This window comes from Nocardia sp. TBRC8007, assembly GCF_056629435.1.
In genome coordinates, this window is record NZ_JBWSOR010000002.1 from 137,891 (window position 1) to 161,060 (window position 23,170).

Consider the following 23,170-nt stretch of genomic DNA (forward strand, 5'->3'; position numbering starts at 1 on the left):
GCGGTAGACGTGATCCTTCCGAAGAGGGATGGTGTGCGACCGCGACAGGTTCGTGCTCACTGTCGTTCCCCGTCGTCACCTGGGGCACCACTAGTGCTACCGTTCCTCGAAACCGGTCGTATCGCCCCGTGGGGATTCCCAGCTTTCCACAACCACAGTCACGTGACCGGGCGCACCCCCTGAACGCAGCAGCTCCAACAGCCGTTCACACGCGGATCGCGGTCCTTCCGCGACTACGCGCACCCTGCCGTCTTTGGTGTTGGTCGCGCTGCCGACCAGCTCGAGTTCCAGTGCCCGCGAACGGGTCCACCAACGGAAACCCACGCCTTGGACCAGTCCGTGCACCCACGCGTTCAACCGAACAGACTCGTCCGTCAAGGGCTGCTCCTATGCTTCGAGTTCTCACCAGGTTCTCGTTCTTCAGGCGCTTCTTCACTCTTCGATGTCGAATGACAGGGTCACCCTTGTCCCTGCCTGCAGCGTCCGTCCCACTGTGCACACCTTGCCGATCGCGCGCTGCACGGTGACCAGTAATCTTTCGCGTGCTTCGTCGTCGAGTTCGCTGAGGTCGAGTTCGAACACTTCGTCTATCCGGGGGTAGACCTCGTTCTCCCGATCGGCGTCGCCGGAGACCCGGATAGTCGCGTCGAAGTCGTCTCCGAGTTTGCGCGACAGTGGGAAATCCGCGCTCAAGCCAGAGCAGGCGGCCAGGGCGATCTTCAGTAGTTCACCAGGAGTGAACGCACCGAGGACGTCTCGCGAACCGATCAAGACCTCGGCGCCACGGGAACTGCGGCCGGTATATGCCCTGGTTCCGGTGCGCTCGACCCACAACGTGGTGGGTTCCTGCGCGCTCGGTGTCTCGGTGGCGGTGGTAGCGGTCTGTTCAGCCATGGGCTCGATCCTGCCATTTCCCTCGCGCTCGGCTCGTGCCCCGGTGTTATGACGTCCGGCTACACCAGGATGGGTGGCCGGTGAACTACTCTTGGAAGCGGTAGCCCATGCGCGCTTCGGTGAGCAGGTGCTTCGGCCGGGACGGATCGTCTTCCAGCTTGCGCCGCAATTGTGCCAGGTATACGCGTAGATAGTGGGTCTCGGTGGCATAGGACGGACCCCACACCTCGCGCAGCAGCTCGCGTTGCCCTACCAGCTTGCCGCGATTGCGCACCAGCATCTCCAGCATGCCCCACTCAGTGGGGGTCAAGTGTACGGTCTTGCCGCGTTTGGTGACCTTCTTGGCGGCCAGGTCGACTGTGAACGATTCGGTTGTCACTACCGGAGCCGAAGAGTCGGCGTCGGTGGTGCCGCGGCGGACCGCGGCGCGTAGCCGCGCCATCAGTTCGTCCATGCCGAATGGTTTGGCGACATAGTCGTCGGCACCCGCGTCGAGCGCTTGAACTTTATCGGCGGAGTCGCTCCGAGCGGACAGCACGATCACTGGCGCCGAGGTCCAGCCGCGTAGCCCGGCGAGCACTTCGATGCCATCGATGTCGGGCAGCCCGAGGTCGAGGATCACGACGTCCGGATGCTGGTCGGCGGCTGCGTGCAGGGCTGCGCCACCGGTCGCCGCAGTGATCACTTCGTAGCCGCGGACCGACAGATTGATCCGCAACGCGCGCACGATTTGCTGTTCATCGTCAACGACGAGCACCTTTATCGGCGCCGTATCCAGCGTCTTCGTCACTATCGCCGCCTCCTGTGTCTTCGGGGGCCCCTTGCTCACCTGCACTTATCATCTCGGGTGCGTTTTCGGTGCCCGTGCCGAGCGCCTCGGCCGCGGGTAAATCGACCAGCATGGTCAATCCTCCTCCAGCTGTCGGCTCGGCCCGCACAATGCCGCCCATCGCCTGCACGAATCCGTGCACCACCGATAGCCCCAGCCCGACGCCGGCGGTATTGTCCCGGTCACCGAAACGCTGGAACGGCTCGAATAACCGCTCTTCCATGCCCTGCGGTACGCCAGGGCCGGAGTCGACCACGGCGATCACCGCGCGGTTACCAGCGCGCCTGGCGGTGACCGAGATCGATGCGCCGTCCGGCGCGTGCCGCAGCGCGTTGTCGAGAAGGTTGGCCAGGACTCGCTCCAACAGGCCGCTGTCGGCCCAGACCACGATGTCGCCGACCTCGACCCGGATCCGGGCTATGGAGGCGCGTCGCTGTCCGCGCGCACCCATCCCGACGCTCACCAGCGCACGGTGTACTGCTTCCTCCGCATACACTCGCTGTACCTGCGGTGTGACCACGCCGACCGCGAGTCGGGATGAGTCGAGCAGGTTGTCGACCAGCGCGGTGAGCTGGTCCACCGACTCTTCGATTGTCTCCAAGAGTTCGGTGATGTCTTCCGGGGAGAACTCGATGTCGTCGTCATCGCTGCACAGACTGGAGACCGCCGCTTTGGCTCCGGCCAAGGGGGTACGCAGGTCGTGGCTCACTGCGGAGAGCAGCGCTTGTCGTAAGCGGTTGGCCTCCTCCAACGCCGCGGCGGCGCTGGCCTCCTCGGCCAGACGAGTCTGCCGCACCAGCGCGACCGATTGATTGGCCACCGCGTTGAGTACTGGCCGGTCGGCCGCTGCGAGCGGGCGACCCGCGAGTAACAGTTTATGGTGGGAATCGCTCGCTTCTATCACGGTGCTCGCATCGGAGGGTCGGTGCGGTGGATCCGCACCGACCTCGGCCAGCACTTGCTCATTCGCCACCAGACTGACTGCGCGTTGCGCGAAGAACTCCTTGAGCTGCTCGAGTAGATTGGGTAGATCCGCGCCGTGCAGAATGGCGCCGGAGAACATAGTCAGCAGCTCAGCCTGCCGAGATGCCTGACGCGCCTGCGTGGTCCGTTTTGCGGCGAGATCGACCAGTTGCACTATCGAGACCCCGACAGTGAGCAGCACGATCAGGGTGATCCATTCGGTCAGCTCAGTGACCGCCAAGCTATAGCGCGGCGGCGCGATGAACCTTGTCAACAGGCCGGACAACAAAGCCGAGAACAGTGCGGGCACAATCCTGCCCAGCAGAGCCACTGCGACGACGCCGATCACGAACAGCGCGCTGATCGCGACGAGACCCATGATGTTGTCCAGGACCGTGACGCTGATCGCGAACACCAGGAGGGGGAGGAGGACCGCGGCGAGCCAGGCGATAGTGCGACGACGTGTGCCAGGGGCCATGCGCCGGGTAGCTCGTTGCGCGTATTCATGCGTCACTATGCGAACGTCGATCTCATCGGCGAGTCGCAGCACGGTGGAGCCGGTGCCCTCGGCGAGTATCCCCGCCCAGCGGGAGCGCCGCGATGCGCCGAGTACGAGCAGCGCGACGCTGGTCTCATGGGCGAAATCGAGCAATGCGGTGGGCACGTCATCACTGGTGATGGTGTGCAACGAGGCGCCGAATTCTGCCGCGAGCTCGCGCAGCCAGGTGAGGCGTTCGGCGGAGACACCGGCCAGATCATCGCTACGCACGACGTGGACGATCGCTAGCTCGGCGCCGGATTTTCCTGCGATCCGGCCTGCCCTGCGTACTACGGTCGCCGATTCAGGGCCACCGGTCACCGCCACCATGACACGTTCGCGTGCTTCCTTCGGTTCGGTACTCATGCGACTGGTCCGGCATTCCGCCAGCGCGACCTCGATCTGGCCTGCCAGCCATAGCAGGCTCAACTCCCGCAGCGCGGGGAGTTCTCTTCGCTGGGAGTAGGCACGCAGCCCCGCGGCCATTTTCTCGGCGGCGCTCATGCCCTCATGCGAGAGGGTGTGGCGCAGTGTTTCCGGGGTGATGTCGACCAGCTCCACACGGTTCGCGGCGCGCACCACAGCGTCCGGCACGGTCTCGCCGCGCCTGTTGCCGGTGATCTGAGCTACGACGTCGGTGAAACTTTCCAGCTGCTGAACTTCGAGCGTGGAGAACACATCAATGCCGGCGTCGAGCAGATCGTTTACGTCCTGCCAGCGCTTTTCGTGTTTGCTGCCGGGCAGATTGGTATATGCCAGGTCTTCGACCAGTACTATCGCGGGGGCTCGCCGCAGTATTGCCTCGGTATCGAGCTCGGTGGAGGTTGTGCCGCGATAATCGATCAGCTTCGAAGGTATGCGCTCGATGATTTCGAGCAGCCGAGCGGTCTCCTTGTCTTCGTGGGGCCCGGTAACCGCGGCCACCACGTCCTGGCCGAGCTGCAGCCATCGGTGCGCTTCGTGCAGCATGGCGTGGGTCTTGCCTGCTCCCGGCGCGGCACCGAGGTATATCCACAGCTGACCGCGTTCCATGACTTCCATCATTACGCGTCGTTCCCTCTCGGTGGAACAACTTCCGATAGACCTGGTGAGCTGCGCGGGGCGAGTGACGGTCCGGTGACAACGACCACTGCCGCTATCACGATTGCCTCACCTTTCCGGGCTGTATTCGGTATGCGGGCTCACCAGAGCACCACCGAACGCAGCACGTCGCCGGTACGGATCTTGTTCAAGGCCTGCTCCACGTGATCGATCCGGATGCGCTCGGTGACGAAACGGTCTAGCGGGAGTCTGCCCTGGCGATGTAGATCGATCAGGGTGGGGAAGTCGCGTTCCGGCAAACAGTCGCCGTACCAGGAAGACTTCAGAGCACCGCCGCGGGAGAACAGGTCGAGCAGCGGCAGCTCGATGAGCATGCCTGGAGTCGGCACGCCGACCAAGACGACTGTGCCGGCCAGGTCGCGGCCGTAGAATGCCTGCTTCCAGGTTTCCGGCCGTCCCACCGCGTCGATGACGACATCGGCACCCCAGCCGCCGGTATGTCGCTGGATCTGCTCGACGACATTCTCTGTGGCCGCGTCGACCGTGTGTGTGGCGCCGAACTCGGTAGCCCAGCCCAGTTTTCTGACATCCCGATCGATCGCGATGATGGTCTTGGCTCCGGCCAGCTGCGCCCCGGCGATCGCCGCGTCCCCTACTCCGCCGCAGCCGATCACCGCGACGGTGTCGCCGGGCGCTATCGCGCCGGTGTGCAGCGCCGCGCCGAGGCCTGCCATGACACCGCAGCCGAGTAGTCCGGCTACCGCCGGATCGGCTGCCGGGTCGACCTTGGTGCACTGCCGTTCGTGCACGAGTGTCTTATCGGCGAACGCGCCGATCCCCAGGGCCGGACTCAGCTCGGTACCATCGGCGAGGGTCATCGGCACGCTTGCGTTGTGACTGTCGAAGCAGTACCAGGGACGGCCGCGTCGGCACGCCCGGCACTCGCCGCAGGTTGCGCGCCAATTGAGGACTACGAAGTCGCCCTCCGCCACGTGCGTGACTTCGGCGCCGACGGCGTATACCACGCCTGCTGCCTCATGGCCGAGCAGGAAGGGGAAGTCGTCGGTGATCTCACCCTCTCGATAGTGCAGGTCGGTATGGCACACTCCGCAGGCCTGCATTCGTACCACCACATCGTGCGGTCCGGGATCGGGGATGATTACATCGACGAGTTCGACCGATGCCGCCCTGCTACGCGCTACGATCCCGTGCACTGTCTGCGACATCTGTGCCTCCTCGCGAATTCACCGGTGGCGTGGCCAGGGTCGCTCGGTGGGCCGAGCTCGAGCACCTGTCCGTATTGCTGTGCCAGATGCTCCGCACGCTACCGCTGGACTATTGACGGTCATGCTTTTCGGCAACAGAAAGAAGTACGTGTCGACACTCCGTTGCGGGTGATCGGCTCCCATCGATCCCAGCCTGCGGTGCGATGGGCGACTCGGCATCAGGCGTGCGCGTTGTACTGGGGGCCACGTGCGGTAAACAGCGGTATAAGGGCTGCTTGCAGTCATCAGCGCAGGCGGATACGGGGTTTCCTGGCTGGTTGCCACCCCTTCGATAACTATCGCAGCACGTGCGGTCCTGACGGAGTCTTGTGGTACGCGCCGGATACCATAACTGGTTGCCGAAGGCGCTGTCCGCGACCAGGCTGACCGGCAACCGGGAAGAATCGACGACCGAGCAGAGTACGGAAAGGTCGAATTTGCACCTGAAAAGTCTGACGTTGAAGGGTTTCAAGTCCTTCGCGTCCGCGACGACGCTGCGATTGGAGCCCGGCATCACCTGCGTGGTGGGACCTAATGGATCGGGTAAGTCGAATGTCGTCGACGCGCTCTCCTGGGTAATGGGCGAGCAAGGTGCGAAAGCGCTGCGGGGCGGCAAGATGCAGGATGTGATCTTCGCCGGTACCGCGGGGCGCGCGCCGCTCGGTCGGGCCGAAGTCACATTGACCATCGACAACTCCGACGGCGCACTGCCGATCGATTACACCGAGGTGTCCATCACCCGGCGTATGTTCCGTGACGGTGCGGGCGAGTACGAGATCAATGGCAATTCCTGTCGCCTGATGGATGTGCAGGAATTGCTCAGCGATTCCGGCATCGGTCGCGAGATGCACGTCATCGTAGGGCAGGGCAGGCTGTCGGCCATCCTGGAATCGCGTCCGGAGGATCGCCGCGCCTTTGTCGAAGAGGCCGCCGGTGTGCTCAAGCATCGCAAGCGCAAGGAAAAGGCGGTCCGCAAGCTCGAGGCGATGCAAGCGAACTTGGCTCGCCTCACCGACCTCACCACTGAGCTGCGCCGTCAGCTCAAGCCGTTGGGCAGGCAGGCTGAGGTAGCTCGCAGAGCAGCGACCGTGCAGGCCGACCTCCGTGATGCTCGGCTGCGGCTGGCCGCCGACGATCTCGTCACTCGCCGTCGCGAACTGGAAAGTCAACAGAGTAAAGAGGCATACGCCCGTGAGCAGCAGATCACGGTGCAATCGGAGCTGGATGCCGCCAATGCGGCGCTGGCTCAGCAGGAATTTCAGCTCTCACGGTTGACTCCGAGTGCGGAGGCCGCGGCACAGATCTGGTTTCAGCTCTCCGCGCTGGCCGAACGGGTCAACGCGACTATTCGCATCGCTGGTGACCGCGCGCGTCATCTGGCAGCCGCTGTCCCGGTCGGCACCGGGCGCGACCCCGAACAACTGGAGGCTGAGGCCGAGCGGGTCGCGGATGAGGAGGCCGAACTGCGGGAGTCGGTCGAGATCGCGGTCGAGACGTTGGAGGCGGCCAGAGACCAGCTGGCCGAACGCGAAATCGCGGCCAAGGCCGCGGAGCAGGCGCATTTGGCCGCAGTGCGAGCGGTCGCCGACCGGCGTGAGGGACTGGCCCGGCTGGCAGGCAAGGTCGACACTCTGCGTACCAGGGCTCAGTCGATGGACACGGAGATTGCCAGGCTTTCGGTCGCCATCGATGAGGTCGGTCACCGCGGGACAGCCGCACAGAACGAATTCGACAGTGGACAGGCCGAACTCGACGAACTGGAGGAAGGCGAGGCGGGTTTGGACGCACAGCATGAGCATGCGGTGCAGGCGCTGGAGCTGGCTGACCAACGTGTCGCTGAACTGCGTGCGCAGGATCGTGAGGCGAGCAAGCGGGTGGCGTCGTTGAGCGCGCGTATCGAGGCGCTCGGGATGAACCTGGCCCGCCGCGACGGGGGAGCCTGGCTGCTAGAGAACCGGGCAAAGGGCTCGTTCGGCCCACTTTCGGCGCTGTTGGGGGTGCGGGCCGGCTACGAGGCGGCGGTCGCCGCCGCGCTCGGTCCACTCGCCGATGCGGTCGCCGCCGACACCGGTGAGTCAGCCTACGCCGCGATCCGCGCGCTCAAGGAGGCTGATGTCGGGCGCGCTGCCGTGGTGTTCGGCACCGCGTCCACCGATCGACCGCAGCTCGATGCGTTGCCTGCGGATGCCCGCCTACTGCTCGATGTGATCGAGTGTTCCGACGCTGTGCGCGGTGCGATCGCCGCGCTTATGGTGGACATCGCGGTGGTGGACGACTTGCCCGCGGCCCGGGCGACTCTTGCGTCCTGCCCTGATATCCGCGTGGTCACTCGCGACGGTGATCTCGCGGGCAACGGCTGGTTGCTCGGCGGTTCCGATCGCGCGCCGAGCCGGCTGGAGGTCCAGGCCGATATCGATGCGGCCGAGGCCGAGCTGGTGCTGACCCAGCACCGCGCCGAGGAACTCGAAGCAGCGCTGTCCGGCGCGCTGGCCGAGCAGGCTGATCGCAAAAATGCCGTCGACCAGGCGTTACTAGCCTTGCATGAATCCGACCAGGCGTTGGTGGCGATCTATGAGCGGCTCGGCAGACTCGGTCAAAACGCCCGCACCGCGCATACCGAGCGCGAGCGGCTATCGATACAGCGCACCGAGGCCGAGGCGAGTAGAGGGGAGGCGCTGGCCTCCCTCGCCGAACTAGAAGATCGCCTTCGGCACGCAGAACACGAACAATCCGAGGTCGAAGCCGACAGTGCGGGTGCGGCAGGCGCTGAATCCGCGGGCTATGCACGCGAAGAGGCGGCAGCCGCGTTGGCAGAAGTACGGGCGATGGAGGTCGAGGCAAGGCTCGCCGTGCGCACTGCCGAAGAACGCGCGGAATCGGTGCGTGGCAAGGCGGATTCGCTGCGCCGCGCCGCCCGCGCTGAGCGGGACAGCCGTGCTCGCGCCGAGCGCGCCCAGGCCGCGCGGAAGCGGGCGGCCGAGGTGGCTGCTGCCGTAGCCGAGTCCGGTGGGCAGATCGCCGCCGAATTGGATGAGGTGATCGCCGCGGCCGATGCCCGCCGAGACGAGCTGGTACGCAGACGTTCCGAATGCGCTGCTCAGGTTGAGCAGATCAAGGAGCGCGTTCGTACGCTCATCTCGCAGCTGGCCCAGCTCACCGACGCGGTGCACCGCGACGAGGTGGCCAAGGCTCAGGCGGCGCTGCGCATCGAGCAGCTTCAGGCGACTATTGTCGAGCAGTTCGGTATCGCGCTCGATGATCTGATCGCCGAGTATGGTCCCGACGTTGCGGTACCCCCCTCGGCGTTGCAGTCGAGGGAGTACGAGCAGGCCAAGGAGCACGGTGAACAGGTCAGCGCTCCTGCCCCGATGCCCTATGATCGGCCGACCCAGGAGCGGCGCGCTAAACGCGCGGAGAAGGATCTCGCCACCCTGGGCAAGGTCAACCCCCTCGCGCTGGAAGAGTTCGCGGCGCTCGAAGAGCGCTACAACTTCCTGGCAACTCAACTGGAAGACGTCAAGAGCGCTCGCAAAGACCTGCTGGACGTAGTCGCCGAGGTCGATGCCCGCATCCTGCAGGTGTTCACCGATGCCTACGCCGATGTCGAGCGGGAGTTCGTCGAGGTGTTCGCGAAACTGTTTCCCGGTGGCGAAGGCAGGCTGTTACTCACCGACCCCTCCGATATGCTCACCACCGGTATCGAGGTGGAGGCCCGTCCGCCGGGAAAGAAAGTCAAGCGGCTGTCGTTGCTGTCCGGTGGGGAGAAATCACTCACGGCCGTCGCGCTCTTAGTGGCGATCTTCCGTGCTCGGCCCTCGCCATTCTATGTGATGGACGAGGTCGAGGCCGCGCTGGACGATACCAATCTGCGCCGCCTGATCGGGTTGTTCGAACAGTTACGGGAGAAAAGTCAGCTGATCGTCATCACGCATCAGAAACCGACGATGGAGATCGCCGACGCACTCTATGGGGTCAGCATGCGCGGTGACGGCATCACTCAAGTGATCTCGCAGCGGCTGCGCGGGGAGAATCCGACTCCGGCGGGCACGGCGGGCTGATCCGTCGGGTAGTCGATCCCCGGTATCTCTCGACCGTATGAACTCCGATAGGCCGCAGGTGCTCAGAGCAGGTCGCTGACATCATCCGGTACGTCGACGGCATACTTGCGCAGAACATCCATCGAGATCACCTCCAGGGCGTTCTCATGCGTGGCCGCGAGCACCACAGGCGCGGCGACACCGTCCTCGTGCGCGTGCAACCAGCGCACGGCCACCACGCACCACCGGTCACCCGGTTGCAAGCCGGGAAAGTTGTTCTCCAGGCGTGGCGTGCTCAGATCATTGCCGATGGACGCCTGATGTTCCAGAAACTCGGCCGTGACGACGGTACACACGGTATGGCTGCCCAGATCCTCCGGCCCGGTACTGCAGCAGCCGTCCCGGTAGAAGCCGGTGAGGGGATCGGTGCCGCACTCTTCTAGCGGCCCCCCAAGCACGTTTCGATCAGTCACGCCGCTGATCCTATTGTCACTTTGCGAGAAGTTCCGCAGGACAAGAAATCTCGCAGGCTGTGTCGGGGTTCTCGGCGCGGGATATCCGCTGTGCCACTGTTCGAGCTGGTGCTATCCGATCGCGCTCGGCGTGGCTCATGCCCGGTCCGTGCCGGTATATCTGCAAGGATGGTCCGCGTGAGTTCTGAAGTGTGGATTCTGATTGCCGCGGTCGCTGTATTGCTGCTGATGGTTCTGCTTGTCGCCGGTTTCATCCGGTACAAGCGTGGCCGCGTGTCGCTGGCTTCGCCCACACGGGAGAAAGAGGTGACCGATCGGTCCGGTGGCTATACCGCTTCCAGCGGTTTCAGCTTCAGCCATGGCGGCACCGCGACCGAACCGCAGCCCCTGGAGCGCACCGACACGGAAGGACAGCCACGCATCGGAGACGATGCCGCAGTACCGCGCGACGCGCCCAAGCGGGGCATTACCGATATCCCGCTACCGGAGACGGATGCTGTCGAGCAGCCTGTGGTATCCGGTGATACGGAGCCGACGAAAGCACCCGCCGAACCCGAATCCGCGACACGCCCTCCGGTAGCAGAGTCGGCTCCGTCGGCGCCGACCGACCGAGCGGAATCGCAGGTGGAACCGCCCACTGCCGACATCGCCGCTGCCGAAACCAGCACCGCCGTCACTGAGTTCGTCGCTCCGGATACTGTCGCTCCGGATACTACGGCGAGTGCGGAGACCGCGGCCGCGCTGGAAGAGATCGAGCCAACCGAGGGCCGCTTGGTCCGCTTGCGTGGACGGTTGTCCCGATCGCAGAACGCGGTAGGCAAAAGCCTACTCGGGCTGCTCGGCGGCGGTGATCTCGACGAGGACTCGTGGGAAGAGGTCGAAGACACCCTCGTTTTGGCCGATCTCGGTGCCGCGAGCACCGAGGCGGTGGTATCCCGTTTGCGCGCCGAGATGGCGGCTCGCAGCGTGCGTACCACCGATCAAGCGCGGGCCGTGCTGCGGGAGGTGCTCACCGAGCAGCTGCGGCCGGAACTGGATCGTTCGCTCCGCGCGCTGCCGCACCCGGATCATCCGTCGATCTTGTTGGTGGTCGGTGTGAACGGAACCGGGAAAACCACCACTACCGGTAAACTCGCCCGTGTGCTCGTCGCAGACGGTCGGCGGGTGCTGTTGGGCGCAGCCGACACCTTCCGGGCCGCGGCCGCCGACCAGTTGCAGACGTGGGGAGAGCGGGTGGGTGCCGAGACCGTCCGCGGTCGTGAAGGTGCCGACCCGGCGGCGGTGGCGTTCGACGCGGTGGCCGCGGGTATCGATCGGGGAGTCGACACAGTGCTGATCGACACCGCGGGCAGGCTACACACCAAAACCGGCTTGATGGACGAGCTGGGCAAAGTCAAGCGAGTCGTAGAGAAGAAGGCCGCCGTCGATGAAGTGTTGTTGGTCCTGGATGCCACGGTCGGGCAGAACGGGTTGACCCAGGCGCGAGTATTCGCCGAGGTGGTCGATATCACTGGTGTCGCGCTTACCAAGCTGGATGGTACGGCCAAAGGTGGGATCGTCTTCCAGGTACAGCATGAGCTGGGGGTGCCGGTGAAACTGGTCGGCCTCGGTGAGGGCGCCGACGACCTCGCCCCTTTCGAGCCCGGCGCGTTCGTGGACGCGCTGCTGGGTTGAGCTCTCTCAGGGGTGCGTGGTCCCAAGAGTGCGCGGTCCAAGGGATCGTGACCTGAGGCTTATGTCGCGGGCCGCATACTTTGGGTGTTCACCATATGGAAACGCTGTTCACGGTGTTGTCCGGACACCGGCTCACTGCACCGGAAAACATCCAGCGCACTTTGTGAAACGTGGTGGCAACACAGCCATGTCATCCGTTCACTCAGGTGAAACACCGTAGCTCTACGGATGAAACACCGAATAAGCACCCTTCTCTGCAGGTCCATTCGCCGGAACCGACTGGGCCCAAGATGAGGAGGACATAAGTGGAATACCCGTTTACCGGTGTACCGGACACCGGTGATACCGCATGGATGCTGGTGAGCGCAGCATTTGTTTTGTTGATGACTCCCGGTCTGGCCTTCTTCTACGGCGGCATGGTCCGGTCGAAGAACGTACTCAATATGCTCATGATGAGCATCAGCGCCATGGGCCTGGTCGGAGTGTTGTGGGCGCTGTACGGCTACTCGATCGCATTCGGTGACAACACCTTCGGCTTGATCGGCGACCCCACGCAGTTCTTCGGTCTCAAAGGCTTGATCAGCGGCTCGGAAGAGGTTCCGCTCGCGGGCACGATACCGGCGACGGTTTTCGTCGCCTTCCAGATGATGTTCGCCATCATCACGGTAGCCCTCATCTCGGGAGCGGTCGCCGACCGCTTGAAGTTCAGCGCATGGCTGTTGTTCGCGGGCATCTGGGCCACGGTGGTCTACTTCCCGGTGGCGCACTGGGTGTTCGACTTCAATGCGACCGACCCCGAAAACGAGGACGTCATCGTCCACGAAGGCGGCTGGATCGCCAATAAGCTCGAAGCGATCGACTTCGCCGGTGGTACGGCGGTGCACATCAACGCCGGTGCCGCCGCGCTGGCGCTGGTGCTGGTGCTCGGTAGGCGCAAGGGCTGGCCCGCCACTCCGTTTCGGCCGCACAATCTGCCGTTCGTCATGCTCGGCGCCGGTCTGCTGTGGTTCGGCTGGTTCGGGTTCAACGCCGGCTCCGCTCTCGGCTCCAATGGCCTGGCTGGTTCGGCTTTCATCATCACTTCCGTCGCGACCAGCGCCGCGATGCTGGCGTGGTTGCTGGTAGAGAAGCTACGTGACGGTAAGGCCACTTCGCTCGGCGCCGCTTCCGGCATCGTGGCGGGCCTGGTCGCGATCACTCCGTCCTGTTCATCAGTGAACGTGCTCGGCGCGCTCGCCATCGGCGTGATCTCCGGTGCGCTGTGCGCACTCGCGGTCGGCCTCAAGTTCAAGTTCGGTTTCGACGACTCGCTCGATGTGGTCGGCGTACACCTGGTCGGCGGTATCGTCGGTACGGTGCTGGTCGGTTTCGTCGCGGCGCCCGAGATGGGTGCCGGTGTCGCCGGACTGTTCTACGGCGGAGGATTCGATCAGTTGTGGCGGCAGATAGCGGGTGCCGCTGTGGTGCTTGCCTTCTCCTTCATCGCAACGTTGATCATTGCCTATATCGTGAAGTTCACCATAGGGCTGCGCGCGAGCGAAGAAGCCGAGTCGGTTGGCCTGGATGAGTCCGAGCACGCGGAAACCGCCTACGACTTCGCCGCTGTGGGTAGCACGGCACGTTCCGCCGTCAAGGAGGCATGACGAATATGAAACTGATCACCGCAATCGTCAAACCGTTTACGCTCGAGGATGTCAAGGCCGGGCTCGAGCAGGCGGGTGTGCTGGGCATGACTGTCAGCGAGGTGCAGGGGTACGGCAGGCAGAAGGGGCACACCGAGGTGTACCGCGGCGCCGAGTACTCGGTCGACTTCGTGCCCAAGGTCCGCGTCGAGATAGTGGTGGACGACGCGTCCGTCGACAAGGTCGTCGAGGTAATCGTGGAGGCCTCCCGCACTGGAAAGATCGGTGACGGCAAGGTCTGGGTCACCCCAGTGGATTCGATCGTTCGGGTGCGGACCGGCGAACGCGGTACCGACGCGCTGTAACGAATATCGAGTCGAGCGGTGGCCCCGCTCCCACCGGCGTGCCGGTCGGGGCGGGGTCGCGCGCATGAAATGGGTGGTGGTCTGTGGGTAGGCGGAACGAGCGAGACAGTGATCCGAGGAGGACTGCGGCAGCGGACAAGGAAGTCAAAGGGGCCGCCGACCTGGTCCGTGCCCGAACTCAGCTGCTGGAAGGTGGCCTGCCGCGTAGCCCTCGGCTGGATGTCGAATCGCTGCGCCGCGCTCTGGTCGACCTGTACGAATTCTGGCTCGCCGGCAAGGGCGCCGAACTCGGCATCACCGCCGATAGCGGGCTGGCTGTGATGGCCGTCGGTGGGCTCGGCCGCAGTGAGATGTTGCCCTACTCGGACCTGGATCTGGTGTTGGTGCATGCCGACGTCGATCCGGTCCGGGTGGCCGAGGTCGCCGATCGGCTGTGGTATCCGCTCTGGGACGCACATATCAAACTCGACCACAGCGTACGAACGGTGCCGCAAGCGGTCCGGGTGGCTTCCGCAGATCTCATCGCCGCCCTCGGCATGCTGGAGGCCAGGCATATCGTCGGTGACCAGGAGTTGAGCAATCTGCTGATCAGTGGGGTACGCCGGGAATGGCGCACCGGAATCAGCAACCGCTTCGATGAGCTCGTCGCACAGGCGCTGGCTCGATGGGAGCGCAGTGGTGAGATCGCGCATCGGGCCGAGCCCGACCTGAAGAACGGGCGCGGTGGACTACGCGACATCCAGTTGCTCGAAGCGCTGGCCATCGCTCAGCTGACCGACGCCATGCCGGGATTGGGGCCGGATGTGCCCGGAGGCGGATTGCGCCAGGCGCATCGGCGTTTGCTGGACGTGCGCACCGAACTGCATCGGGTGGCAGGCCGCGCCCGGGACCAGTTGCGTGCGCAGGACGCTGATGAGATCGGCGCGGCTCTGCGCCTCGGTGACCGGTTCGATCTGGCTCGTACACTGAGCGATTCGGCGCGAACAGTGAGCTATTCGGTAGAAGTCGGGCTACGTACTGCGGCCAATGCGCTTCCACGCCGGGGATTGGCCCGGCTTCGCCGGATGCCGGTGCGCCGACCACTCGATGAGGGGGTGGTCGAGCACGCGGGCGAAGTCGTATTGGCTCGGGACGCGCGCCCACAGCGCGACCCCGGACTGGTACTGCGGGTGGCGGCAGCTTCGGCGCAGACCGGGCTGCCGATGTCGGCCACCACCCTGAACCGGCTTTCGGAGAACGCGCCGGAGTTGCGCGAGCCATGGCCCAAAGACGCCCTCAAAGATCTATTGGTTCTTCTGGACGCCGGTCGCGGCACCATTGAAACGATCGAGGCACTGGATCGTACCGGCTTGTGGGGCAGGCTGTTTCCGGAATGGGGCGCCGTGCGTGACCTGCCACCACGTGATGTCCTGCACACGTGGACCGTCGATCGTCATCTTATGGAGACGGTTGCGTACGCCGGTGCGATCAGTACCCGCGTAGCCCGTCCGGACCTGCTCGCGCTCGGCGCGCTGCTTCACGACATCGGCAAGGGGCGCGCAGGCGACCACAGCGCCATCGGTGCCGAGCTGGCCACCCATATCGGTCGACGCCTCGGGCTGCAGCCATCTGATGTGCGGACTCTCAGTGCGATCGTCCGCCACCATCTCTTGCTGCCGGACATCGCGACCAGACGTGATCTATCCGATCCAGCGACGGTGCGGTACGTGGTGGAGACACTCGACGGCGATCCACAGCTGCTGGAACTCTTGCACACTTTGGCCGAGGCGGATTCTCTGGCCACTGGTCCCGGGGTGTGGGGAGACTGGAAGGCTTCGCTGATCCGTGAGCTGGTCCGGCGCTGCAGGCTGGTCATGGCGGGCGATCAGCTGCCCGCGCCGGAGCCGGTCGCACCGGAATTGATCGAGCGGGCCAGGGCAGGCGGAGTGCACGTCACGCTGGAGCCAGGCGAGAGCAAACACACTTATGCGGTTACCGTCATAGCGCCTGACGGCCCGAGGCTGCTTTCCGCCGCGGCGGGTGTACTCGCACTGCACTCGCTACGGGTGTTGTCGGCGACGCTCGGTGTCGAAGGCGCTTCCGCCGTGAATACTTTCGTGGTCGCTCCCACGTTCGGTGACCCGCCGGACCCCGGCTTGTTGCGGCAGGAACTGGTCCGCGCCGTAGTAGGGGATCTGGATGTGTCCGCGGCGCTGGTCAGACGGGAGCAAGCGGCGATCGAGGCAGGCTCGAACCGGTACGCGCAGGCCTGGCCTCGGGTGATCTGGTCGGATGTCTCAGTGCCGGGCCAAGTGATCCTGGAGCTGCGCGCCGAGGACCGGATCGGTTTGCTGAGCCGGTTGGCCGCCGCGCTGGCCGATTGCGGAGCCGACGTTCGCTGGGCCAAGGTACTCACTATGGGGTCTGCGGTGGTCGACAGTTTTTGCCTCGAGCTGGGTGCCGAGGACGGTCCGGTGCGCCGGGAAACGATTGAGGAGGCCATTCTCGCAGTAGTTCCCAAGCCTGTTCCGAAGCCGGCGGCGAAGGCTGAGTAGCGCTCGGATACTGGTGATGGCATGCGTTTTCGTGTGGTAGCCAATATGTTGCGAAATATTTGCTATCGCTGAGTTCCATGCGGCGGATCGCCCTCTACGATCTAGAATGTCTGGCTATCGCGAGCGCGAGGGAGCGGGTCGGTGGCAATTGAAGTAGTTTCGGCGTCGACCATGACAAGTGACGAGACTACGCATATGGCGCGCTGTGTCGGCGGTGACCGCTGGGTGGTCTCTTGGCTGCCAGGGCGTACCGTGACGGGGCAACAGGCGGTGACCGCGATGACGATCGCTTCCATGGTCGCCGCTGAGCCTATTCCGAGCATGGCGGAATGGGCAGTCCTCGATCACCTGGCGCTCGAACTGGGGCTGACCGCCAATGAGGCGGTCTCCATGGTGGCCGCAGAAAACCACGATTACCGCAAAACGGTCAAACCACGCCGCGATGTGTTCGACGAGTAGGCGTGCTCCTTCTGGAAGGGCGTACCGCCTGCGCGATCGGCTGGGCGATCCCATTACTCTGGGAGAGAATGTGACGTCCCCCGAGATCAGGAGCGCGATCGGTGTTCGAATCCCTGTCCGACCGGCTTGCCGGTGCCCTCAAGGACCTGCGCGGTAAGGGGCGTCTGTCACCGGCTGACATCGATGCCACCTGCCGTGAGATCCGCCTTGCTCTGCTCGAGGCCGATGTCGCACTGCCCGTGGTGCGAGGCTTCATCAGCCGGATCAAGGAGCGCGCCAAGGGGGCAGAGGTCTCTGCGGCACTGAATCCGGCCCAGCAGGTCGTGAAGATCGTCAACGAGGAGCTCGTCGGCATCCTCGGTGGTGAGACCAGGCGCCTGCACCTGGCCAAGAAACCGCCGACGGTGATCATGCTCGCCGGTCTGCAGGGTTCCGGTAAGACGACACTCGCGGGCAAGCTGGCGAAACATCTGAAGGAGCAGGGACATCAGCCGCTACTGGTGGCCTGCGACCTCCAGCGACCAGGTGCCGTCACTCAGTTGCAGGTGGTCGGCGAGCGCGCGGGCGTGCCTGTCCACGCGCCACACCCCGGCACCTCCGTCGGCGGTGGTGAGAATCCGCTGGGTATCTCGGCCGCCGATCCGGTGAATGTGGCGGACGGCGGTGTCGAGGAAGCGCGACAGAAACAGTACGACGTCGTCATCGTCGACACTGCGGGCCGTCTCGGTATCGACGAAGAGCTCATGCGGCAGGCTGCGGGCATCCGTGACGCCGTGCAGCCGGACGAGACCTTGTTCGTGCTGGACGCGATGATCGGTCAGGACGCGGTCGCCACAGCCGAGGCATTTCGTGACGGTGTCGGCTTCACCGGTGTGGTGCTCACCAAGCTCGACGGCGACGCCAGGGGCGGTGCGGCACTGAGTGTCCGCGAGGTCACCGGTGTGCCGATTCTGTTCGCTTCCACTGGCGAGAAGCTGGAGGACTTCGACGTCTTCCATCCGGACCGGATGGCCAGCCGTATTCTCGGTATGGGTGATGTGCTCACCCTGATCGAGCAAGCCGAGCAGGTCTACGACGCCGAGCAGGCCGAGGAGGCCGCGCGCAAGATCGGCAGCGGCGAACTCACCCTTGAAGACTTCCTCGATCAGATGCTGGCCATCCGCAAGATGGGTCCGATCGGCAACCTGCTCGGTATGCTGCCGGGCGCGGGGCAGATGAAGGACGCCATCGCCCAGGTCGATGACAGGCAACTCGACCGAGTGCAGGCGATCATCCGTGGGATGACTCCGGCCGAGCGGGATAACCCCAAGATCATCAACGCCTCTCGTCGCCTGCGTATCGCCAACGGCTCTGGCGTCCAGGTCTCCGAGGTCAACCAGCTGGTCGACCGCTTCTTCGAGGCCAAGAAGATGATGGCGATGATGGGCAGGCAGATGGGGTTGCCCGGTTCCCGCCGACGTAACACGAAGAAGGGCAAAAAAGGTAAGAAGGGTGGCCGTGGGCCGACTCCGCCGAAGGTGCGTGGTGGTTTTCCGGCTATGGGCGGGATGCCTGCCGGGATGCCCGATCTCTCCAGCATGCCCAACGGTCTCAACCAGCTGCCTCCTGGATTGGAAGGTTTCGATCTGTCGGAGCTGGTCAATCGCAACCAGCCTAAGAAAGACAGCTGACCGACCGAGGCTGTCCTGAGCCGGGGCTGTATCGGTAACGGCTCTGGCCGCACTTCCTGTAGCGGTTGATACCAGGTCGTAGGATGCGATGCCGGGGGATTCGGCGTGGTCCAGTCGCTTTCGGTCCGACCTCGGCCCGGCATTCGCTTCGGGTGGACACTGCTTTATCGACCGCTCGCGTTGGCTCGTGCCATAGATTTCACGGCCCGCCGTTTGGATCGCCGCGAGTAGATCCCGGCGGATAGCCTGCCGCACCAGATTTCGGCTCTACAACGCGAAATCCAGCGAAAACTGCTATGGATCGTCGTCGGAGATCAGTGCATATGACTTGTTGAACCACATACCGGACAACTTGGTCAGCTGACCGGGAATTATGTTGGCGGACAACGTGTCCCAGATGCTCTCACAGAATTTCGCTAGCCATCCGCACGCCGTCTCGCGGTCCGGTTTCCGGTCGTCGTCGCCATGCGTCCGGGAATCCGTCGGAATCGTTCAGAAGGCGGAATGTATATGACAGGAATATTAACTGTGTATAAACAAAAAATTACATTAATGATTTCTCGGACTTGAACAGGGGAAATGGAATAAATCGAGCATGTGCTCGCAAGTCATATAAGGACGGCCGTGCTCGATTGTTTAGCCGTGCTGGATTGTTTCTCGAAAAAGGTCGCCGATTGTGTGCTGGCCGAGTGCACGTGCACTGAATTGGTGGCAGATGTGCTTCGTATGGTGGTGCGGAGTCCATCTTTCCTGTGTGCGGAGGCGATCTTCCGCGACGATTGCGGCTCGCCGTACCTACTGATGGAATTCGCTTCCATAACTGAGGATTTGGGTGTTCGGCATCTGGCAGGGCGCGCAGCTACTCGCTTCGGTAACGCCTGGGCGGAATCGTTCGATGGTGCCCTGGATAATGCGCGTGCCAACTGCACAGAGTATCCCACATATGAGCATATGGGGAAAGGATTGATCGGCTATGTCGAGTTGTGGCGCAGCCGGATTCGAATACATTCCGGAATTGACTGTCGGATGTCGAACGAGGTAGAGTCCGAGTGACTCGGACAGAGTACAGCAGCCTGAGAAAACCAAAACTTTGCTGTCCGAAATATTTCCGACCCCCCAGCTCGGAGTTCGTCGGAAATTTAGTCATGGGCCACGTCCGTCGTTGCGCGCGAGCCCTTCGTCCCATGCCGCATGAATGCGGCGAACCCAGCTAGGGGGGTAGACCCGATGCTTGACAGGGTTAACGCCAATGGCCATTTGCGGGAAACCGTTACTCCGACTGAGATCTCGCAGTCTTTCGACGTATTGCTCGTAGAGAATGACGACGAGCATGTCGGCATCTTGAGTCGGGAGTTGCAGCGGCACGGTTACTCCGTGACCGCCGTCAAAACCGCGACCGAGGCGTTGCGCACTCACGACGAGGCCTCGATCGTCTTGCTCGACCTGGAATTACCGGATCTCGACGGCATCGAGGTCTGTCGTGCGATCCGATCCTCCAGCGACGTGCCGCTGATCGCGGTGACCATGCGCGAGAGCGAGCTCGACATGGTTCTCGGCTTCCAAGCGGGCCTCGACGACTACGTCGTCAAGCCGTACCGGTTTCGTGAGCTCCTGGTGCGAATGGAGGCAGTGATGCGTCGCACCCTGCCCGCAAAGGAAGCGCTGCACCGAGTGATCGTGCACGGGCCCCTGCGTATCGACTCCGCCACCCGTGAGGTCCATCTCGACGATCATCCGGTCTCCGTAACCCCTAAGGAATTCGACCTGCTTTACCTGCTCGCCTCGGCACAGGGGCGGGTGATGCCGCGTAAGCAGATCATGCGCCGGGTATGGGGCGACTGCTGGTCGCGCCGGACCCTTGACACCCACGTGAGCAGCCTGCGTAACAAACTCGGTGGTGCCGACTGGATAGTGACCGTGCGCGGCATCGGCTTCCGGATCGGCGAGGCTTGACGTCTTCATCCCGGCTTCCGGATTCAACAGTCGTGCGGCGGCGAACGATACCGCCGCACCGACCTTTTCGCGGGCGATGTGAGATCAGGAAGTAGTGGCCTTCTCGGCGGACCGCGGCGTGGCCGCTTCCAGATTGTCCAGCATCTTGCCAAGTGTGTGCAAGACGGTGGCATAGTCCTCGGAAGACACCCCGTGAGAAACGATTTCGGCGGTGCGTGCCTGCGTGCGGCCCATCTGTTCGAGCAATTCGCGGCCTGCGTCGGTGATCTGCATAGCGGTGGCTTCGGTATCCACCGGAACGAGGAGCAGCCAGCCGTTGTCGGTCAGCGACACGAACAGTTCCTCGATCTGATCAGGCGTGTAGAAGGCGGTGGCCTCCTCGGCGAACCTTTCGCGGGTCAGATCTGGTTCATTCTGCGCGGTACGTAGTGCCTGCCAGTGACCGCGGCTGACGCCGTGGGCTTCGCGCAGCACACCATCGACGTAGCGGTGCAGGGCATTGTCGAGTGATTTGATCAGATAGCCGAGCGGCTGCTGAGAGTTCATGCGGGGTTTTCCTCTCCCATGGGGCTCGATGTGGTTGTTACGCTGTGCTTTTCCAGTTCATTGTCTGCTTCGATCCCCCCGGCGGCAGCAGTCTCGTCGGTGCCGCGGATGAGCCACGGGATGGCCACAGCCAGTATCGCCATGGCGACTGCGGCGCCGGTCGCAGCGACGGTCAGCCCCGAGGTGAAGGCATCATTGGCATGTGTGAGCAGATCGTCGCGCAGCTGTTCGGGCAGGGACGCGGCCGTTTCGCGCGCGCCGGCAAGGGATTCGCGCGCGGCGGCCGGTATGTCGCCCGCGTCGTCGAGTTCGGAACGGTATACGGCGGCGCCGAGCGAGCCCATGAACGCGATGCCGAGCGCGCCGCCGAATTCGGATCCAGTCTCCTGCACGGCGGATGTCGCGCCTGCTTGTTCGGGTGTCGCGGCGGTGATGATGGCGTCGGTGGCCAAGGTCATGACGGTGGTCACGCCTGCGGCCAGAACGACGCCGCCCGCCACGATGATCAAGGCACCATCCGAGGACGGGGTGAGTGCGATGACGACGAGCCCGGTTGCGGCGGTAGTGAATCCGATGGCGATTGCGGCCGCCGTTCCGGTCTTGGCGCGTAGTTGCGGTGCGAGCATCGATCCAGCCATGGCGGCGATGGTCATGGGGATCATCCACAGCGCCGCGGTAAGCGGCGACTGGCCGATGACGAGTTGCAGGTATTGGGCCAGGTACATATTGGGCCCGAGCAGCGCCATGATACCGAGTGTGATCGCGGCCAGTGCCCCGAGGATGCGGCGGTTGCGTAGTAGTGAAGTGTCGATGAGCGGATGGGCCGCGGTGCGCAGTCGCAGCATGAACAGTGTCGCGCCGACGACGCCGATGACGGTCGCCAGGGATGCCCGTGCATCCCAACCGGTGATCTCGGCGGCGTGTTTGACTGCGTACACCAGCGGCAGGACCGCCACCATGGATAGCGCCGCGCCGGGCAGATCGAACCGGGCACCGGAGCGGTCGCGGTGCTCGGGGACCAGAGCCGGGGCCGCGATCAGCAGGATGATCAAGACCGGCACATTGATCAGGAATACCGTGCCCCAGCTGAAATAGTTCAGCAGTGCGCCACCGATTATCGGGCCGAGGGCGCCGCCACCGGCGAAGGCCGCGGTCCACACGCCTATCGCCTTGGCGCGTTCATCGGGATCGTCGAACATATTGCGGATCAACGACAGTGTCGACGGCATCAACGTAGCCCCGCCCAAGCCCATGAGAGCTCGTGCGACGATGAGCATTTCCGGGCTGGCAGAGAAGGCGGCGAGCACCGATGCGGCGCCGAAGATCGTCGCGCCGATCAGCAGGATCAACCTGCGTCCGAATCGGTCGCCCAGGTTGCCCATCGTGATCAAAAGGCCCGCGAGGACGAATCCGTAGATGTCGAGAATCCACAGCATTTGACTGCTGGTGGGAGCCAGATCGGCACTGATCGCCGGGATCGCCAGATACAGCACCGAGAAGTCCATCGAGGTCAGCAGTACTGGCAACACCAGCACGGCGAGCGCAACCCACCGGGCCGGATGTCCGGCGCCGGTGGTCGGCGCGGATCCGTTCATGGGATACTCCTTTGTCTGGTATGTGCACTCCGTACAGTAAACGGAGACTGTATTCGATTATTATATGGAGACTGCATCCGGATAGGTCAAGGGAAGGAAACGCTGTGGCCACATCCACCGGGAAGTCCCTGCGCGCCGACGCCGCGCGCAACCGAGCGGCGGTGGTCGCCGCCGCGCGTGCCGCCTTCTCCGGCAAGGGAGTCGAGGCTCCGCTCGATGACATCGCTCGCGCGGCAGGTGTCAGTCCCGGAACGCTGTATCGTCATTTCCCGGCCCGTTCCGATCTGGTGGCCGCCGCGGTCGCCGACCACGTCGCGGAATTGCACGCCGACGCTCACCGCCTGTATGCGGCCGACGATCCGGTTGATGCGCTGTCGCAATGGATCCGGCTGCTCTCGGACTACGCGGGTATCTATGCGGGTCTGCCGGACACCGTGCTGGCCGCTGGGCCGGACAGCGAAGGACCGCTGTCCCATATCTGCCGCAGCCTGGAAACGCTCACCGAATCAATTGTGGCGCGGGCACGGGGACGGGTGCGCGCTGAGGTCGACGGCGCTGACGTATTCGTTCTCGCCAACGCGTTGGCCTGGGCCGATGGTCATGATCCCGAGCGCAATCGCAGCGAGGCCAGGCTTGCTGTCCTGATCCGCGGGATCATCGACTGAAGTCGCGCCACAGCGCCTGCCCGGTCGCCCACAGCGGTGTCGCTAAT

Annotated in this window: 17 protein-coding genes; 9 read left to right on the top strand and 8 right to left on the bottom strand. The window is 64.0% G+C overall.

Going from position 1 to position 23,170, the window contains the following annotated elements; genetic code table 11:
* Positions 1-96: 96 nt before the first annotated feature.
* The 5 genes from ACX4ZE_RS03260 to ACX4ZE_RS03280 form a co-directional block, all read right to left on the bottom strand.
* Positions 97-378, bottom strand: coding sequence for an acylphosphatase (locus ACX4ZE_RS03260; RefSeq protein WP_480271765.1), 282 nt, complete (start codon positions 376-378; stop codon positions 97-99).
* A gap of 54 nt (positions 379-432) precedes the next feature.
* A complete protein-coding gene (locus tag ACX4ZE_RS03265; RefSeq protein ID WP_480271766.1) occupies positions 433-894 on the bottom strand; it encodes an OsmC family protein in 462 nt (153 codons plus the stop codon).
* 85 nt (positions 895-979) lie between these two features.
* On the bottom strand, positions 980-1,684 hold the full coding sequence (locus tag ACX4ZE_RS03270; RefSeq protein ID WP_480271767.1) for a response regulator: 705 nt from the start codon (positions 1,682-1,684) through the stop codon (positions 980-982).
* Positions 1,638-4,268, bottom strand: a complete 2,631-nt coding sequence (locus tag ACX4ZE_RS03275) for an ATP-binding protein (RefSeq protein WP_480271768.1) — start codon at positions 4,266-4,268, stop codon at positions 1,638-1,640. The genes ACX4ZE_RS03270 and ACX4ZE_RS03275 overlap by 47 nt, the downstream gene beginning before the upstream one ends.
* Positions 4,269-4,405: 137 nt before the next feature.
* Entirely contained in the window at positions 4,406-5,491 is a 1,086-nt protein-coding gene (locus ACX4ZE_RS03280) for an S-(hydroxymethyl)mycothiol dehydrogenase (protein WP_480271769.1), read from the bottom strand.
* A 476-nt stretch (positions 5,492-5,967) separates the two neighbouring features.
* Here ACX4ZE_RS03280 and smc point away from each other — a divergent pair, with 476 nt between their 5' ends.
* The gene (smc, locus tag ACX4ZE_RS03285; protein ID WP_480271946.1) at positions 5,968-9,588 is read left to right on the top strand and encodes a chromosome segregation protein SMC; all 3,621 of its coding nucleotides are present in this window, start codon (positions 5,968-5,970) and stop codon (positions 9,586-9,588) included.
* Positions 9,589-9,650: 62 nt separating this feature from the next.
* Here the strand turns inward: smc and ACX4ZE_RS03290 are convergent, their stop codons facing one another.
* Positions 9,651-10,040 carry a DUF2237 family protein gene (locus ACX4ZE_RS03290; RefSeq protein ID WP_480271770.1) on the bottom strand — a complete coding sequence of 130 codons (390 nt, stop codon included), beginning with the start codon at positions 10,038-10,040 and terminating at the stop codon, positions 9,651-9,653.
* Between the two features lie 168 nt (positions 10,041-10,208).
* Between ACX4ZE_RS03290 and ftsY the strand changes: the two genes are divergently transcribed.
* The 7 genes from ftsY (at position 10,209) to ACX4ZE_RS03325 (ending at position 20,317) form a co-directional block, all read left to right on the top strand.
* Positions 10,209-11,714: a signal recognition particle-docking protein FtsY gene (gene ftsY, locus ACX4ZE_RS03295; RefSeq protein WP_480271771.1), complete on the top strand. Its 1,506-nt coding sequence runs from the start codon at positions 10,209-10,211 to the stop codon at positions 11,712-11,714.
* A gap of 353 nt (positions 11,715-12,067) precedes the next feature.
* The gene (locus tag ACX4ZE_RS03300; RefSeq protein ID WP_480271947.1) at positions 12,068-13,357 is read left to right on the top strand and encodes an ammonium transporter; all 1,290 of its coding nucleotides are present in this window, start codon (positions 12,068-12,070) and stop codon (positions 13,355-13,357) included.
* A 5-nt stretch (positions 13,358-13,362) separates the two neighbouring features.
* Positions 13,363-13,701, top strand: coding sequence for a P-II family nitrogen regulator (locus ACX4ZE_RS03305; protein WP_480271948.1), 339 nt, complete (start codon positions 13,363-13,365; stop codon positions 13,699-13,701).
* A 161-nt stretch (positions 13,702-13,862) separates the two neighbouring features.
* The gene (locus tag ACX4ZE_RS03310; RefSeq protein ID WP_480271949.1) at positions 13,863-16,235 is read left to right on the top strand and encodes a [protein-PII] uridylyltransferase; all 2,373 of its coding nucleotides are present in this window, start codon (positions 13,863-13,865) and stop codon (positions 16,233-16,235) included.
* A 141-nt stretch (positions 16,236-16,376) separates the two neighbouring features.
* A complete protein-coding gene (locus tag ACX4ZE_RS03315; RefSeq protein WP_480271772.1) occupies positions 16,377-16,694 on the top strand; it encodes a hypothetical protein in 318 nt (105 codons plus the stop codon).
* Positions 16,695-16,795: 101 nt separating this feature from the next.
* A complete protein-coding gene (ffh, locus tag ACX4ZE_RS03320) occupies positions 16,796-18,364 on the top strand; it encodes a signal recognition particle protein (protein WP_480271773.1) in 1,569 nt (522 codons plus the stop codon).
* Positions 18,365-19,591: 1,227 nt separating this feature from the next.
* Entirely contained in the window at positions 19,592-20,317 is a 726-nt protein-coding gene (locus ACX4ZE_RS03325; protein WP_480271774.1) for a response regulator transcription factor, read from the top strand.
* A gap of 84 nt (positions 20,318-20,401) precedes the next feature.
* On the opposite strand, the gene ACX4ZE_RS03330 is transcribed toward ACX4ZE_RS03325, so the two are convergent.
* Both ACX4ZE_RS03330 and ACX4ZE_RS03335 read right to left on the bottom strand, forming a co-directional pair.
* Positions 20,402-20,863, bottom strand: a complete 462-nt coding sequence (locus tag ACX4ZE_RS03330) for a hypothetical protein (protein WP_480271775.1) — start codon at positions 20,861-20,863, stop codon at positions 20,402-20,404.
* Positions 20,860-22,458 carry an MFS transporter gene (locus ACX4ZE_RS03335; RefSeq protein ID WP_480271776.1) on the bottom strand — a complete coding sequence of 533 codons (1,599 nt, stop codon included), beginning with the start codon at positions 22,456-22,458 and terminating at the stop codon, positions 20,860-20,862. The genes ACX4ZE_RS03330 and ACX4ZE_RS03335 overlap by 4 nt, the downstream gene beginning before the upstream one ends.
* Positions 22,459-22,562: 104 nt before the next feature.
* Between ACX4ZE_RS03335 and ACX4ZE_RS03340 the strand changes: the two genes are divergently transcribed.
* Entirely contained in the window at positions 22,563-23,123 is a 561-nt protein-coding gene (locus ACX4ZE_RS03340) for a TetR/AcrR family transcriptional regulator (RefSeq protein ID WP_480271777.1), read from the top strand.
* Positions 23,124-23,170 lie beyond the last annotated feature (47 nt).

Coding starts and splice junctions, on each gene's coding strand:
- ACX4ZE_RS03265 (WP_480271766.1), bottom strand. CDS start 894: ATGGCTGAACAGACCGCTACCACCGCCACCGAGACACCGAGCGCGCAG.
- ACX4ZE_RS03330 (WP_480271775.1), bottom strand. CDS start 20,863: ATGAACTCTCAGCAGCCGCTCGGCTATCTGATCAAATCACTCGACAAT.
- ACX4ZE_RS03325 (WP_480271774.1), top strand. CDS start 19,592: ATGCTTGACAGGGTTAACGCCAATGGCCATTTGCGGGAAACCGTTACT.
- ftsY (WP_480271771.1), top strand. CDS start 10,209: ATGGTCCGCGTGAGTTCTGAAGTGTGGATTCTGATTGCCGCGGTCGCT.
- ACX4ZE_RS03335 (WP_480271776.1), bottom strand. CDS start 22,458: ATGAACGGATCCGCGCCGACCACCGGCGCCGGACATCCGGCCCGGTGG.
- ACX4ZE_RS03305 (WP_480271948.1), top strand. CDS start 13,363: ATGAAACTGATCACCGCAATCGTCAAACCGTTTACGCTCGAGGATGTC.
- ACX4ZE_RS03300 (WP_480271947.1), top strand. CDS start 12,068: ATGCTGGTGAGCGCAGCATTTGTTTTGTTGATGACTCCCGGTCTGGCC.
- ACX4ZE_RS03275 (WP_480271768.1), bottom strand. CDS start 4,268: ATGATGGAAGTCATGGAACGCGGTCAGCTGTGGATATACCTCGGTGCC.
- ACX4ZE_RS03280 (WP_480271769.1), bottom strand. CDS start 5,491: ATGTCGCAGACAGTGCACGGGATCGTAGCGCGTAGCAGGGCGGCATCG.